Origin of the sequence: Acinetobacter sp. P1332, assembly GCF_044057475.1 — a bacterium.
Classification (GTDB): domain Bacteria; phylum Pseudomonadota; class Gammaproteobacteria; order Pseudomonadales; family Moraxellaceae; genus Acinetobacter; species Acinetobacter johnsonii.
In genome coordinates this window covers 362303-375972 of sequence record NZ_CP171157.1, presented here as the reverse complement: position 1 = coordinate 375972, position 13670 = coordinate 362303, and the positions used below count along the sequence as shown (strand labels likewise).

At 41.2% G+C, this 13670-nt stretch carries 15 protein-coding genes; 8 read left to right on the top strand and 7 right to left on the bottom strand.

The features are described from left to right. The first annotated feature begins 108 nt into the window (after positions 1-108). Positions 109-363, top strand: coding sequence for a type B 50S ribosomal protein L31 (locus ACFN7Z_RS01735; RefSeq protein ID WP_395442531.1), 255 nt, complete (start codon positions 109-111; stop codon positions 361-363). Positions 364-484: 121 nt separating this feature from the next. Here the strand turns inward: ACFN7Z_RS01735 and crcB are convergent, their stop codons facing one another. Beyond that, positions 485-862, bottom strand: coding sequence for a fluoride efflux transporter CrcB (gene crcB / locus ACFN7Z_RS01730; protein ID WP_125273549.1), 378 nt, complete (start codon positions 860-862; stop codon positions 485-487). A 389-nt stretch (positions 863-1251) separates the two neighbouring features. On the opposite strand from crcB, the gene ACFN7Z_RS01725 reads away from it, so the two are divergent. Then, positions 1252-1584: a HopJ type III effector protein gene (locus ACFN7Z_RS01725; RefSeq protein ID WP_395442529.1), complete on the top strand. Its 333-nt coding sequence runs from the start codon at positions 1252-1254 to the stop codon at positions 1582-1584. Between the two features lie 218 nt (positions 1585-1802). On the opposite strand, the gene ACFN7Z_RS01720 is transcribed toward ACFN7Z_RS01725, so the two are convergent. Continuing rightward, a complete protein-coding gene (locus ACFN7Z_RS01720; RefSeq protein ID WP_130235338.1) occupies positions 1803-2363 on the bottom strand; it encodes a hypothetical protein in 561 nt (186 codons plus the stop codon). 175 nt (positions 2364-2538) lie between these two features. Between ACFN7Z_RS01720 and ACFN7Z_RS01715 the strand changes: the two genes are divergently transcribed. After that, the gene (locus ACFN7Z_RS01715) at positions 2539-3180 is read left to right on the top strand and encodes a class I SAM-dependent methyltransferase (protein ID WP_395442526.1); all 642 of its coding nucleotides are present in this window, start codon (positions 2539-2541) and stop codon (positions 3178-3180) included. A gap of 63 nt (positions 3181-3243) precedes the next feature. On the opposite strand, the gene ACFN7Z_RS01710 is transcribed toward ACFN7Z_RS01715, so the two are convergent. Beyond that, positions 3244-3717: a Holliday junction resolvase-like protein gene (locus tag ACFN7Z_RS01710; protein WP_004691414.1), complete on the bottom strand. Its 474-nt coding sequence runs from the start codon at positions 3715-3717 to the stop codon at positions 3244-3246. Positions 3718-3840: 123 nt separating this feature from the next. On the opposite strand from ACFN7Z_RS01710, the gene ACFN7Z_RS01705 reads away from it, so the two are divergent. The 5 genes from ACFN7Z_RS01705 (at position 3841) to ACFN7Z_RS01685 (ending at position 9221) form a co-directional block, all read left to right on the top strand. Beyond that, entirely contained in the window at positions 3841-4485 is a 645-nt protein-coding gene (locus ACFN7Z_RS01705) for a ParA family protein (protein WP_395442524.1), read from the top strand. Between the two features lie 137 nt (positions 4486-4622). Then, positions 4623-5744, top strand: a complete 1122-nt coding sequence (locus ACFN7Z_RS01700) for an AI-2E family transporter (RefSeq protein WP_168158788.1) — start codon at positions 4623-4625, stop codon at positions 5742-5744. Positions 5745-5889: 145 nt separating this feature from the next. Continuing rightward, positions 5890-6441 carry a superoxide dismutase [Cu-Zn] SodC gene (gene sodC, locus ACFN7Z_RS01695; RefSeq protein ID WP_279681700.1) on the top strand — a complete coding sequence of 184 codons (552 nt, stop codon included), beginning with the start codon at positions 5890-5892 and terminating at the stop codon, positions 6439-6441. Positions 6442-6656: 215 nt separating this feature from the next. Next, entirely contained in the window at positions 6657-8807 is a 2151-nt protein-coding gene (yccS, locus tag ACFN7Z_RS01690) for a YccS family putative transporter (RefSeq protein WP_395442521.1), read from the top strand. Between the two features lie 114 nt (positions 8808-8921). Then, positions 8922-9221, top strand: a complete 300-nt coding sequence (locus ACFN7Z_RS01685; protein WP_087527333.1) for a DUF3817 domain-containing protein — start codon at positions 8922-8924, stop codon at positions 9219-9221. Between the two features lie 116 nt (positions 9222-9337). Here the strand turns inward: ACFN7Z_RS01685 and ACFN7Z_RS01680 are convergent, their stop codons facing one another. The 4 genes from ACFN7Z_RS01680 to ACFN7Z_RS01665 all read right to left on the bottom strand — a co-directional run bounded on the left by ACFN7Z_RS01680 (position 9338) and on the right by ACFN7Z_RS01665 (position 13658). Then, entirely contained in the window at positions 9338-10567 is a 1230-nt protein-coding gene (locus ACFN7Z_RS01680) for an MFS transporter (RefSeq protein ID WP_395442519.1), read from the bottom strand. A 248-nt stretch (positions 10568-10815) separates the two neighbouring features. After that, entirely contained in the window at positions 10816-11706 is an 891-nt protein-coding gene (locus ACFN7Z_RS01675; RefSeq protein ID WP_395442517.1) for a pirin family protein, read from the bottom strand. Further along, complete coding sequence (locus ACFN7Z_RS01670) at positions 11703-13208, bottom strand: anti-phage dCTP deaminase (protein WP_395442515.1); 1506 nt, start codon at positions 13206-13208, stop codon at positions 11703-11705. Before ACFN7Z_RS01670 ends, ACFN7Z_RS01675 begins: the two co-directional genes overlap by 4 nt. Before the next feature lie 78 nt (positions 13209-13286). After that, a complete protein-coding gene (locus tag ACFN7Z_RS01665) occupies positions 13287-13658 on the bottom strand; it encodes a hypothetical protein (RefSeq protein WP_395442513.1) in 372 nt (123 codons plus the stop codon). Positions 13659-13670 lie beyond the last annotated feature (12 nt).

Here is a 13670-nt window from a genome sequence, read left to right as displayed (position 1 = left end):
AAATCGCTACAACTCAATAAACCCAGTTACATAAAGTCACGGGGTTTATTTTGACTTCTTAAATGTTATATTATAACATTTCAAAATAATACATTTAAGGAGAAGTCTATGCGTGCCAATATTCATCGAGAGTATCGTGAAGTCCTGTTCCACGACACCAATGCCGACGCGTTTTTCGTGATCGGTAGTACCTTACAAAGTCATCAAACTCGTGAGTATGAAGGCAAGACCTATCCTTACGTCAGTTTAGATATCTCAAGTGCTTCACATCCGTTTTATACGGGCGAACAACGTCAAACCAGTAATGAAGGTCGTGTTGCAAGCTTCAATAAACGTTTCGCGCGTTTCAAACGCTCACAATAATTTCATTTTTCTTTAAGCTATACGCGTTATAGTAAAGATATCAAGAAGCCTAAGACCTCCTCCAGCTTAGGCTTCTTTTTTATGCGTTCTTTTCTGGTTCTGATTTTGACCAGCATTTTTCTTAATGTTTAAGCAAACTATCTAACAGATAAAATCCAATCCCAAGCACGATGACACCCACCACTAAACTCGACAGCGCATAGCTCAACGCTAGGACAGTTTGTCCCTGTCTAAATAACTGAAAAGTTTCGAGGCCAAAACTCGAAAATGTCGTAAAACCGCCCAATATGCCCACCATCAAAAATAAACGCGCTTCTTGTTGGAGTACTGGAAACTTCTGGCTGAATGCAAAGAAAATACCCGCAGCAAAACAACCGATGATGTTGATCCACCATGTCGGCCATGGAAAACTCATACTCGGTTTAAACAACCATAATCCTGCACCGTAGCGTAAACAGGCACCTATTCCTCCCCCCATTGCCACCAAGATCCAATTCATTGACCTATCCTATTCTTTACAAAATGCGGTATGGATAAATCCAAAGTTATCCACAGTTCATCAACTATAATGCTATTAAACCTGAATCAATCCTCGTACTTCAAGGTTTTTCAACATCGGTTGTTGCCCCCCTACATATCTTCTTGTCTAACTTTCAAAAGTAAACATCCGCATTCGAACACACACATGCTTTACATGGGATATTGAACCCAGCATCACCGAATATCTTTACTTCATCCTAGTGTGTTCTATGACCAATACAACATAGATTCCCAAAATCACTAGCACGGGTTCTTCATGCAAAACAGAAGGTTTTCTCTCAGGCAAAAACTCCCAAACATGCAATTTTTGGGTATGATGTGGACATAAATTTAGTCGGAAATAGACGCATGGCACAGGTACTATTGGCTCAGCTTGCAGCGGGCGAAGCAAAATTTTCAGATGTATTGACTTTTATTGAAGCAGCCTATACACATACACCAACTGCATTTAAAAATGGTTTGCAGCACAATGCGGCAACTGAAAACCAAGGCAGCGCAAAAGTGTTTTCGTTTGCACAGCTTCATGGTCTCGATCAAGCGCAAACTTTAAACCTATTTGCAGAACACTATGCTTCTGTTTTAGCGACACCCGATGCAACAGATCATCAAAATATTCGTCAGTTCATGTTGAGTGGTTGGGATGGTATTGAATTTGAAGGTACGGCATTAACTGCAAAATAAAGATAAAAAACCACGTTCAAGCAACTTGAACGTGGTTTTAAACAAATACAAGATTAATTTTATTATCAGATAGTTATAAACACTATTAACATTGATACACCTATAAGCATCCACAGATTTGACCAATAGGTTTCACGTGGAGCAAGACTTCATATGGGTGTTAATCAGCTATAAAACATTAAAACAGCACGATGAAGTAACTCAGCGCTACTTCCACATTACCCCTTTACGCGTTCGATCCATTGGATTGAGCTGACCCGAAACACTTCACACGCACCATCACCCGTATCGGTCGGGGTTAAGGATGAGGTCCAGACCATATCTTTGTCTTTAATTTCAACCAACTCGCCTTTTAAACGAACCAAATCACCACGTTTCACGTGTTTAATTTGTTTAGCAATTTCTGGGTTGGCTGGAATAATGTGCATATTCGACACCATTTGCATGGCTTGCTCAGCAGGCACAGGCAAACGATCGATTTTCCAGTTGAGATAACGGTCGTATTGATTCACGGTAATATGGCGTGCAATTTCAGGTTCAGCAAATAAGCCCCAACTTACGGCGTAGTCAATCGGAGAGAATTTAGCTTGTGCATCATCCGAATACATTTTAGAACCTAAAATTCGAAAATCACCTTTAAACGGTTTCAATACCGAAATCGATTGATCTTTAGAGGTCGGCGCTAAACCTTTGGCAATGTTGTAATCCACAGTGGCACTTGTACTAATGGGCAACAGCAAACTGCTGAGTAAACCGAGCAGGATAAATTTAGATTTCATTGCAAACTTCATTCCCATCGACCTAGGAAAATACGAACCAATTTCATCTTAATCCAGTTTCCTGAAAAGAAGCTTATGAACTTAGTAACATTGTGAACGAATTATGCAGTCTACTTTTAGCCACAGCACTTTTCAGTTAGGCTAGAGCTGAAGAACAGAGCCCCAAAAAACAATTATGCTTTATAAATACTATCAACAACACATCTTTCCACATGTCCTGAATCAGGTCATGCAAGTACCAAGCTTAATGGACAAGCGCCGCGAACTGCTTTTGCCGATTCAGGGAGAGGTATTGGAAATTGGTTTTGGTACAGGGCTAAATCTACCCTTTTATCAAAATCTCGATACTGTCTTTGCCCTTGAACCCAGTCCTGAAATTTATCATTTGGCTTTAGAGCGGGTACAAGCAACAGCATTTGAAGTGCATCATGTACAAGCCCGTGCGGAAAAGCTGCCTTTTGCTGACCAGAGCCTTGAGCACGTAGTCAGTACATGGACACTGTGTAGTATTGCTGAGCTAGAACAGGCTTTGGCAGAAATATTACGCGTGCTCAAACCGGGTGGCACCTTACATGTGGTGGAGCATGTATTAAATACAAATAACCTTTATATTCAGCGCCTACAACACTTACTCACGCCTGTGCAAAAGCGTTTAGCCGATGGTTGCCATCTCAATCGAAACATTGAACAGGCCTTAAAAGCAGCAGGTTTTAATTTGATAGAACAACACTACTTTTATGCCGAAGGTATTCCGAAACTCGGACAACTGATGTTTTTTGCACGTGCTCAAAAGCCACACTCAAGCGATGGATCATGATAGTCATGTAGAAAACATCTGCTCTATATAAAGAAATGCCTTCATGGGTAGACATTATCAAGCTTATTCGATCGTATCAAAGTCGATGCGGACCGTTTCAAAACGAACCCGCCCTGCTTGAATCGCTTGCGCAATGGCAACTTGTCCTTTGGTTAACCTCGCCCCACCGCTTTTAATATCAATGAGAACAATTTCAATATCTTCTGCTCTTCCCTCACCATCACGCAGGTCGGTATAACCATCAAAGACCACATAGTCGACAGGATCACCCAAAAACTTGGCATCACTAGGTAAGTATTCAAACTGGGGCATAATCGGTGCCAGTTGCTCTGCCATTTTACCTTTGAGCACTGCACGACTGGTATTGACACTGCGCTTTTGTGCTTGAGCCAAAGCCTGCTGATGCTCTAGTTCTAATTCGGCAATATAGCGCTCATATTCTGCTTTGATGCGTCCATTTCGGCTGTGACTTAAAATAAGAGTGGTCAAGACCACACCAATTGCTGCACCGATCAACATTGCCATCCATATGGACATGGTTCTTTCCTAATTTTATGCTACAGGTAGCAAGATTTAAACTTACAACTTTGGTTTGGTGCCATATGCGACACACAAAAGAATGATATGCTAGGGGTGAGCAGAATAAAATCATTTAAGGTCATGAAAACGATATTAATCGCCAACCAAAAAGGTGGCTGTGGCAAAACGATAACCGCAATCAATTTAGCTTCGGCACTCGCACAAAAAGGTTATAAAGTGGCTTTGGCCGATGCCGATAATCAAAAATCTGCTCGTCAGTGGTTAAAACAGCGTCCAGAGCAAGTGGCGCATATTCAAAGTTTAGATTGGCGCCATGAGAAATCGATAGGTGACGTACCTAAAAATATTGAATATTTAATTATCGATGCGCCGGGTGCGCTGTCTGGTGAGCATGCCGAACAGCTGGTCAGTGAAGCGCATGCGATTGTGACCCCACTGCAACCCTCGTTTTTTGATATTGACAGTACCCGTCGTTTTTTAAAGCATTTACAAGACATTAAACGCATTCGTAAAGGCAAAGTACAAATTTTGCTTTTGGCCAATCGGGTCAAGGCCAATAGTGCCAGTGCCAAAGACATCCAAGATTTTTTTGCGAAAATTGAACAGCAACCTGTAGCATGGATTTCAGAACGTACCGCGTATGGCCAATTGGCAATGCAAGGTTTAAGTGTATTTGATAAAACACAAAAGAATTACCTCTCCATTCAAAGCCAATGGCAACCGCTGCTCAACGCCATTATCGATGACCCAAGTGCTTGGTTCTAAAATATTTTGCTATAGATAAAACGGGACTATTCCCTATTTATAGTCGGTTATTCACGAGAACTTACCAAGGGTACGTTCTCGTGCGCATTTTTTTCAGTTAATATGACTTTGACCTTAGAGATATAGCAGTGAATACCGTGCAACGATACGCACCAGCCTTACAAAAAGTATTGTTATTTGGACTGATTTTTATTCTGTTCTATTTGAGCTTTCAAGTCCTGAAATACTTTATTGTACCTGTGCTTTGGGCTGCGATTATTGCCTACATCACTTGGCCTTTATATCACTCAGTACAGAAACTCTGTGGACCGCGTCCAACCTTAAGCGCCACCATCATGATCAGTATGGTGGTGTTAGTTGTCGGTATCCCGCTGACCTTTGCCATTTTTATGCTGCAACATGAAGGCCGTAATCTGTTTTATGAACTGCAAAGACAAGTGTTCTCAGGTCATTTAGATGTCCCTCAATTTATTCGGGACTTGCCCATTATTGGTAAAGAAGTCACCCGTACTTTAAAAGAAATCAACACCGATCCGAACAGTATTGTACAAAATGTCTCAGGCTGGTTTCAAAGCCATTTAAATTATGGTCGTTTGGTGCTGAGTGAAATCAGTAAAAATATTTTTAAACTCTGTTTTGCGGTGATGTCGTTATTCTTCTTCTATCGTGACGGCCAGACCATTTTAAATCAGGTCAGTAAAGCGCTGGAGATGGTGATTGGCCCACGTATCCACCACTATTTAGACACCATTTCTGAAACAACACGTGCTGTGGTCTATGGGGTTGGTCTGACTGCAATTGCGCAAGCACTCTTGGCAGGCCTAAGCTATTTTGTTGCTGGTGTCCCAAACCCAATGGTACTGACCATTGTAACCTTTATCTTTGCACTCATTCCTTTTGGCCCTCCTGTGGCATATAGTGCCGTGTCTTTATGGTTATTCTCTCAAGGGCAGACTATTGAAGCGATTGGAGTGATGGTATGGGGGGTTTGTGTGGTCAGCACAGCAGACAATGTGATTCGCCCATTGGTGATCTCAGGTGCAACGCAAATTCCGTTCTTACTGATCATGTTTGGTGTATTGGGTGGTTTAGCCAGCTTTGGTATGGTCGGCTTATTTGTCGGCCCCGTGATTCTAGCAGTACTGTTAGCCATTTGGCGCGAATGGCTACATGAACAAGTGAATGAACCCCTAATGATGCCGAAAGCAACTTTGGCTTATGATCCACCTGAAGAGCCTTTAGATACGCCCAAAAAATAAGTTCAGTGAAATGACTTGAACGCATACTTTCCTCGAAAGTATGCGTTTTTTTATATCAGATACAAAAACACTCTACGGACAACATTGAACCGAAGCCCTGCCTTTGTTTGAATGGTTCTGAATTTTAAGGAAAAAAGGATCCAACATGTTGTCTTCTGCTTTCAAACTAAGCGCACTTGTGACTTTAATCGGTTTAGGGACTGTGGCATGTACCACTACACCCACTGAAACCAATACGATGGTCAAAGACGTCGATGTACACGCTGTTTCAACTGCAGGTGTAGCACAAAAAATTGGCACCATTCGTTTTATTGATAGCCCTGTTGGTTTAGCGATTCAAACCAATTTGACTCAACTTCCACCCGGCCCACACGGTTTTCATATCCATGAAAAAGGTTCGTGTGATGTGGCTGAAAAAGAAGGAAAACCTGTGGCTGCTTTAGCCGCTGGCGGACACTTTAACCCAGAAAAAGCACCAAACCACGGCACACCACTGAATGGCCATATGGGTGATTTACCGATCTTGAATGTCGACTCGGCAGGTAATGCAAAAGTCAATTTACTCGCTCCTCGCTTAAGTTTAGCTGACGTTGAGGGCTTAGCGGTGATGGTACATGCAGGTGGTGATAACTATTCAGACACCCCTAAACCACTTGGCGGTGGCGGTGACCGTATTGCGTGTGGCGTAATTAAATAAGTCTATTGTCCCCTGCACTGTGAATAAAGCAGTGTTTTCCCCTCGCACATGTGGATAAGTTTCGACTTATACACAATGCAGCGGAGCCATGCTCTGCTGCATTATTATTGTCATAGGTGAATTTTTCATACAATGGAGCACCGCATTAAATTGACAGTGCCCTGAAAAAAGTTCAGGCTAAAACCAAAATAAAACTAAGCCTAGACTATTACATCGTGAACAATCTTCGTCAGTGGTTTCAGTCCTTTCAGTCCAATGCAATTTTTATGTATTGCTTGCAAATTTTGATTGTGCTGAGTGGCACAACCTTAGGTTTGTATTTTTTAGGACTGCAACAGCTCATCGTTCCGACCACATTAGGCGCAATTGCAACGGCCTTGACTGACTTCGACGACCGACTCAGCATTCGTCTCAGAAACCTTGCCTATGTCTGTATCTTGTTCTTTAGTGTTAGTAGCATTTTAGATTTTTTACATCCTTATAAATTCTTCTTCATCTTATATTTATCACTGTCTAGTGCTTGTTTTATTTTACTGGGGGCACTGGGGCAACGCTATGCAGCGATGAGCTTTGGCACCATTCTACTTTCCCTATACAACATGTTTGGCCTAGGTGAATATTCGGTGTGGTACTTTCAACCCAGTTGTTTTGTCTTAGGGGTATTGTGGTATGGCTGTACTGCCATTGTGTTTTATATTCTTAAACCCACCTTGGCCGTTCAGGACAACTTAGCCCGCTGTTTTAACCAAGTTGCCGATTTGCTCAACGCAAAAGCACGTCTATTCGACCCAGACAATCGAGACAATGTAGAAGCGCTGCTCTACGATTTATCCTTACAAAACAGTACTGTGGTGCAAAGTTTTAACCACACCAAAAGTTCACTACTGACGCGACTAAAAGCGTCTCGCGCCAACCAAAATACAATTTATTGGCTCAACCTCTACTTTCTCGTTCAAGACATTCATGAACAAGCCAGCTCTAATTATCTACACTATGAGCAGTTACATCAAAACTTTAGCCGTACTGACCTCATTTTTCGTATTCAAAAAAATATTCGGCTGCAAGCCCTTGCCTGTCAGGCTTTGGCACGATGTATCTTAGCCAATCAAACCTATGTATCCGATCCAACGACCACTCAGGCGTTGCTGAATTTACACAGTTCCATGCAGGACTGGATTCGAGATCATCCACACAATATTGAAGTCAAAAATCTACAACTGATTTTAAATAATTTGGACAGTGTGCATGAACGTTTTCAGCACCTCAACGAACTACAATCGCGCCAAGAACAGCGTTATCAACAGCATATTGATAACCTCAACTTATATGATGATGATATTCATGATTGGCATGATCTGTGGCTCAAACTCAGTCAACATCTCACCCCCCAATCCGCACTGTTTCGACATGCGGTGCGTATCGGCTTTGTCTTTGCTGTAGGTTATGGCATCTCGCTTCTGCCCTTTGCGCAACATGGCTATTGGATTTTGCTCACCAGTTTATTCGTTTGCCAAATGCGTTATTTCGCCACCAAAAGCCGCTTAAAAATGCGAACCTTAGGCACAATTTTGGGCGTTTTTTTAGGGATTCCGCTGCTGTATTTTGTGCCGAGTATTGAAGGACAACTGCTACTAACCATTATTTTTGGCGTGTGCTTTTTCTATCTCAGTTCCAAGAAATATGCCATGGCAACCCTGATGGCAACACTCATGGTGCTGCTGATTTTTAATTTAAAAGGTGCAGGCTATGCCATTATTTTACCGCGAATTATAGACACCCTCATTGGCTGTGCCATTGCTTGGTTTGCAGTGAGTTTTATTTGGCCCGATTGGGACTTCCGCAATATTTCCAACACCATTAAAAAAGCATCCGATGCAACCCTCAACTATTTCAATGCCATCTGTGAGCAATATCAACACGGCAAAAATAATAGTCTGGCTTATCGCAGTGCACGACGTACTGCGCATAATGCCCAAACCGAACTGGCGAACATGATCTCCAGTCTCAGTACCGAGCCCAATCCAAACCCAGAACTGGTACATCATGCTTTTCGCTACTTGGTATATAGCCACAGTCAACTCAGTTATATTTCTGCTTTAGGAAGCCACCGAGAATTGGTGCAGGATACGCAAGTGCTGGAACTCATGCTGTGGTGTCAAAATACCCTTAATCATGTACTGCTCCATCAGCAGGCATTACCTGAACTCGATATCCAGCAGAAACTGGCAGAGATTAAACGCCTAAATGCGCAAGAAACAATGAGTCCGAATTTACACTTGGTCCTCAAACAAATCAGTCTACTACTGGAAACCTTGCCTGAATTGCTGAAGTTAAAAACTGAACTACTGGCCCGAGACATTAAATAAAACAGATGACACAACGACGATCTTTAAATGGTTCATGATGTACGGGTGTATTGTGGTTCATTTTTATCTGGTTCTTGCGTACACTCGAGCTTCATTCTCATAGATTTTTTGACCATGAACATTCAAACATTACGTGTTGTAGGATTTTTAGAAGGGATTTCTTTTTTACTGTTGTTATTCATTGCGATGCCAATGAAATACATCTTTGATAACCCGATCCTAGTCAAATACGTGGGTATGGGGCATGGCGTATTATTTATCTTGTTTTTAATTGTGCTGTTTGTAGTCTGTGAAAAGCAAAAATGGTCTTTGAAGATGTTTATTTTAGGTTTGATCGCTTCAATCTTACCTTTTGGCCCTTTTGTTTTTGATGCCAAAATTAAAAAATTAGAACCTGAGCAAGCTGAAGCCTGAGTTTAAAAACTGGCTGTAAAAAATATTTTTTAAAGCCAGTAATAAAAAAGTGCCCATTCAAATGAATGCGCGCTTTTTTTATGATGTGAACTTCGCTGAATTCAGCGAATAAAATCTTAGTAAACACCACGCTCAAGACGTTTTTGCATCACTTTTTTCACGGTCGCACGTGGAAAGCTAAACCAAAGTGCAATCAATATCAGGCAGACCAAACTATAAGCCCAAAGACCAAATTCCACATAAGCCATACGCACCAGTTCAATCACGAAGAAGAACGTAAACATCATCAGTACCGAAACGGCTGCTGCAACTGTTCCTTTGGACACTTCCGATGACATCAACGCAAAGCGATATAACACCGAAAAACTAATGCCTTCGCCAAAGCTCACCAAAGTCATCCCCACAATCAGTAACGGCAAGAAGTAGCTTTGGAAAATGGTGCCGAGCACCACCAACAGCGTACCGACGAACATTAAAGGCAAACCGAGTAACACAGTTTTACCGAGTGCCATTTTGTCGATGACTTTAATCAATACAATGTTGCCCAGAATGAGACCGCCCAAGACGGGGAACTGTGCCAAGCCGTATTGCATACTGCTCAAGCCAAGTTCTTCCACCAGGATCACAGGCGACAGCGCAATCCACAGCATCAAAGGCATGGCGACCATGGGTAGGCCAAAGGTGAGCGCCAAAAAGGTCTTATTTTTATAGACCGTTTTATAGTCATCCCAAATATAGCGCAGCGGCTTTTTAGAATGACGCTGCTGTGTCGCAGGCATTTTGGTTTTTAAACCAAACCAACTTAAAAAAGCCAAAAAGGCGATGCCAATAAAGCCCCAATGCCATGACACATGGTCAATCATAAATGCGCCCACAACGGGACCAAGCAGCGGTGCCAACAAAGAAATATTGGCCATGAGTGCCATGACTTTAATGGCATCACGTTCTTCAAAACTTTCCTGTACTGCGGCATAACCCACAGCAGAAATCATCGATAGCCCCACGCCTTGTAAAAAGCGGAGCGCCAAAAAAGACTCAATGTTTTGAGTGAGTAAAATCGCGAGGCAGGTCAGCACGAAAAATGCCACACCTGCGAGCAACACTTTTTTACGGCCTAAACGGTCTGAGAGTGGTCCAAGCAGCCACGCGACACAAGCACCGCCCAGTAAGTAAAAGGACATAGAGGATGGTGCCCACGCACTGCTTACTCCAAAGTCTTGGGTAATCGCGAGCATAGCAGGCTGGACTAAATCGTTACCGATATAGACCGAAAATTCGAATAAAACCAATGCCAAAGGAAACATCAATGTGGCACGGCTTAACTTTAAAGTTTGTACGTTTTGCATTGTTATCTACATATAAAATGCGTACAAGCCTGAGCAAAGTCAGTTAGAGGGAGAGACGACTAAGCCCAATGGCAAGCACTGTAAAATTGAATAAAAAATGTATGGGTGCGAGAAATGCACACTGGTTTTACGCTGTATTCACAAAGCGTTTTTAGAAAAGGTGTTATTAAAATAGACTGAGCGGTGACACTGACAAAGCTCAGTTAAGCTATTTTAGCAGTGTTGCATCTGTTTGTATTGTTACTTTTTTAAGTTTCATCTGTCGCATTTGGTTTTGTATTAGGCGCAATAAAATGCCCTTGTTTTAAGTCCTCATACGCCTGTAAAACTTCGGTGAAGGTGTTCATGACAAAATAACCGCGTCCATAAATCGGTTCATTTAAAGGCTGCCCACTGAGTAATAAAAAAGCGCTGTCTTGTACCGCTTGTATTTCGAGATGCTCACCATGATTAGACATGACTGCCATCTGCTGTGCTTCTATCATTTCTCCGCTATTGAGCTGAAGACGACCACTACGGATATACAGCAGTGTCGTCTCACCTTCCAATGCAGGTAAAACTGTTTTCGTACCCGCTGTAAGCTGAACATCCAACACGGTCATAGGGCTATGCGTTTGAGCAGGCCCTGTCTGGTTTTCATACGTCCCTGCAATCACCCTGACCGTTCCTTGAGCTTGCGCCAACTCAAGTTCTGGAAAGGCTTCATGACTTAAGTGCTGATAACGTGCAGAATTCATTTTATCTTTAGCAGGTAGGTTGATCCACAATTGGATCATTTCAAATGCCCCACCTGTTTTGGAAAATGCCTCACTAAACACTTCTTCGTGCAGTACTCCTGCCCCTGCCGTCATCCACTGTACATCCCCTGCCCCAATCACACCACCACTGCCTGTAGAGTCCTGATGGGCAAGTTCACCTTGATAAACAATGGTTACGGTTTCAAAGCCACGATGCGGATGTTCACTCACGCCCTTTTTTAAGCGAGTTGGCCGTAAATAACTCGGGCCTATATGATCCAGCAATAGAAAAGGTGAAACCGAATTTCCCAGTTCATAGTGTGAAAACACGGAGATGACTGGGGCGAAGTCGCCTACAGCCGTACGTGTACTTTCTGAGTGAATAAAGGCAAGGGTTTTCATTTTAATTTATCAATAATTTTTAATTCTAAATCTCTATAAGAAAGTGTTTGTAATGGCATTCTTAAAACAGCACTTTCTGAATTCCAAACTAAGATTTTACCATCTGAACCTTTTCTTTTTAATTTTTGCCCAACGCCTAAAGACATTGAAAATAAATTCACAAAGCTTCTAGCCCCAACCCCAACAAAGGGCTCAAAAATCAATTTATTTTTTGTTTCATGCTCAGTCGTCTCCCATTTTTGTGTTATTGCTTCTTTATGCATATCAATTGCTTTACTTTTTGGGTAAGGCTCAACAAAAATAACTTTTTCAATCCCAGCCGCAAGTATATGCTTTGCACAATTATGACAAGGGAATGTTGTTACAAACAAAGTTGCACCTAAAGTTGAAATATTGGTTCGACTACAGCTTAATAGCGCATCCATCTCTGCATGTACCACCCTACCATATTCTGTAATATCTTTAATTTTACTATTTTTTAGTGCACTCTCGATTTCAGTTGTTATATTTTGTACACGTTCAGAATCTACTGATTTCTCAATAACTGCGGTTATACTTTCAAGGACTTCATTAATAATTTTATTTTTTTCTTTTGTATTAGCATCTTCACCAACTTTGAAATCTCTCCCGTTTTCAAAATCTTCAACTCGTCCTGTACTTTCATCAAAATAAGGCCAATATGTCCCACCTTTAAACTTAGGAACATCATTCGAACCTATTGCTAAAATATTTTTATCTTTAGCAACAACTGCACCAACTTGTCTAGATAAATCAGCAGATCGAACACTAGCTGTAAAAGACATATATGTTGCAAATTCATTGAATGTTGGTGTTATATAAGGATTTTGGAAAACTATACTTAAGAATCTAAAACAGGCTTCTTTTAACTCGTTGTGATTCGAATCAAATTTTAAAAAGTAATCTGCTAAATGAAAGGCCTCTCTTGTATGCTGTCCATAAGCATTTTTTTCACCCTCATCTCTTTCAATTAGTTGAGTGGCTTTATCTTCACTAATTCCATGTTCATGAACTAAGGAATTAATTCGCGCTGTTTTTGATTCATATAAGGAAAGTTGAAAAAAACCATTTGTATATATTTGACGTAATGCTTTAATTTCATCTTCATGTTTTAAAGAATCAACAATATAGGCCACACGTCTTTGATTCGTATTTTTTCCAGAGTTGATTTTAGCCCATTCTTGTCTTCGTTGATGAATTTCCTTTGTCACTTGTAAGGCAATAAAATCATGATCTTCAAATCTTAATTCATTTCCCTTATCCATGAATTGAGAAATTCGTTCGAAGGTGTTATTAAAACTATGTCCTTCAGGAAAATGTTTAGCCAAAATATTTTTTGAAACTTTAATAACTTCTACTTCATATTTAAATTTTTCTTCTAGTAAGCTTTTGGTGATATTTGTTAGGGGTATAAGACTGCTTCCTACAGCCCCAACCAAACCAATAATCAATTCATTGCTTGTAATTTGAATTTCTTCCAGCATTTTATTCTCAATAAAAATATAAGCTTACATATTTTTATAACTAAACTGAATAAAAATCAACCATAAATCAAAGATTTATTATGAGCATTTTGCTGTTTGGAAGTTTTTGGTATTTTTACCGCGCGCACACTGGTAAGAGGTTTTCGTCGCAGTTTTTTCCCAGTCGCCATCGACCAACTTAAAGTTATACACGGTACGCACCGACTTTACTGAATCATCTAACAAACCTGTTTCAGTCACTTTGACTTCTGCCGCAGTCGGAGACTCAACTGTATTAAAGTACTGACGGATTTCAACCGTAGCCAACTCATTACGCAAATCTGGACGCTCTTTAAGTACCTGAGCCAACGGCGTATCTGACGAACCGACTTTATTCACTAACTCTTTGGTCGTCGCACAACCTGACAATAATCCCACACATACGGCTAAAGCTAAAATAAGACGCAACATAAATCCCACCCA

Excerpts from the sequence above, each read along its gene's own strand:
- ACFN7Z_RS01735 (WP_395442531.1), top strand. The coding sequence starts at position 109 with ATGCGTGCCAATATTCATCGAGAGTATCGTGAAGTCCTGTTCCACGAC.
- crcB (WP_125273549.1), bottom strand. The coding sequence starts at position 862 with ATGAATTGGATCTTGGTGGCAATGGGGGGAGGAATAGGTGCCTGTTTA.
- ACFN7Z_RS01725 (WP_395442529.1), top strand. The coding sequence starts at position 1,252 with ATGGCACAGGTACTATTGGCTCAGCTTGCAGCGGGCGAAGCAAAATTT.
- ACFN7Z_RS01720 (WP_130235338.1), bottom strand. The coding sequence starts at position 2,363 with ATGAAATCTAAATTTATCCTGCTCGGTTTACTCAGCAGTTTGCTGTTG.
- ACFN7Z_RS01715 (WP_395442526.1), top strand. The coding sequence starts at position 2,539 with ATGCTTTATAAATACTATCAACAACACATCTTTCCACATGTCCTGAAT.
- ACFN7Z_RS01710 (WP_004691414.1), bottom strand. The coding sequence starts at position 3,717 with ATGTCCATATGGATGGCAATGTTGATCGGTGCAGCAATTGGTGTGGTC.
- ACFN7Z_RS01705 (WP_395442524.1), top strand. The coding sequence starts at position 3,841 with ATGAAAACGATATTAATCGCCAACCAAAAAGGTGGCTGTGGCAAAACG.
- sodC (WP_279681700.1), top strand. The coding sequence starts at position 5,890 with ATGTTGTCTTCTGCTTTCAAACTAAGCGCACTTGTGACTTTAATCGGT.
- ACFN7Z_RS01685 (WP_087527333.1), top strand. The coding sequence starts at position 8,922 with ATGAACATTCAAACATTACGTGTTGTAGGATTTTTAGAAGGGATTTCT.
- ACFN7Z_RS01680 (WP_395442519.1), bottom strand. The coding sequence starts at position 10,567 with ATGCAAAACGTACAAACTTTAAAGTTAAGCCGTGCCACATTGATGTTT.
- ACFN7Z_RS01675 (WP_395442517.1), bottom strand. The coding sequence starts at position 11,706 with ATGAAAACCCTTGCCTTTATTCACTCAGAAAGTACACGTACGGCTGTA.
- ACFN7Z_RS01670 (WP_395442515.1), bottom strand. The coding sequence starts at position 13,208 with ATGCTGGAAGAAATTCAAATTACAAGCAATGAATTGATTATTGGTTTG.
- ACFN7Z_RS01665 (WP_395442513.1), bottom strand. The coding sequence starts at position 13,658 with ATGTTGCGTCTTATTTTAGCTTTAGCCGTATGTGTGGGATTATTGTCA.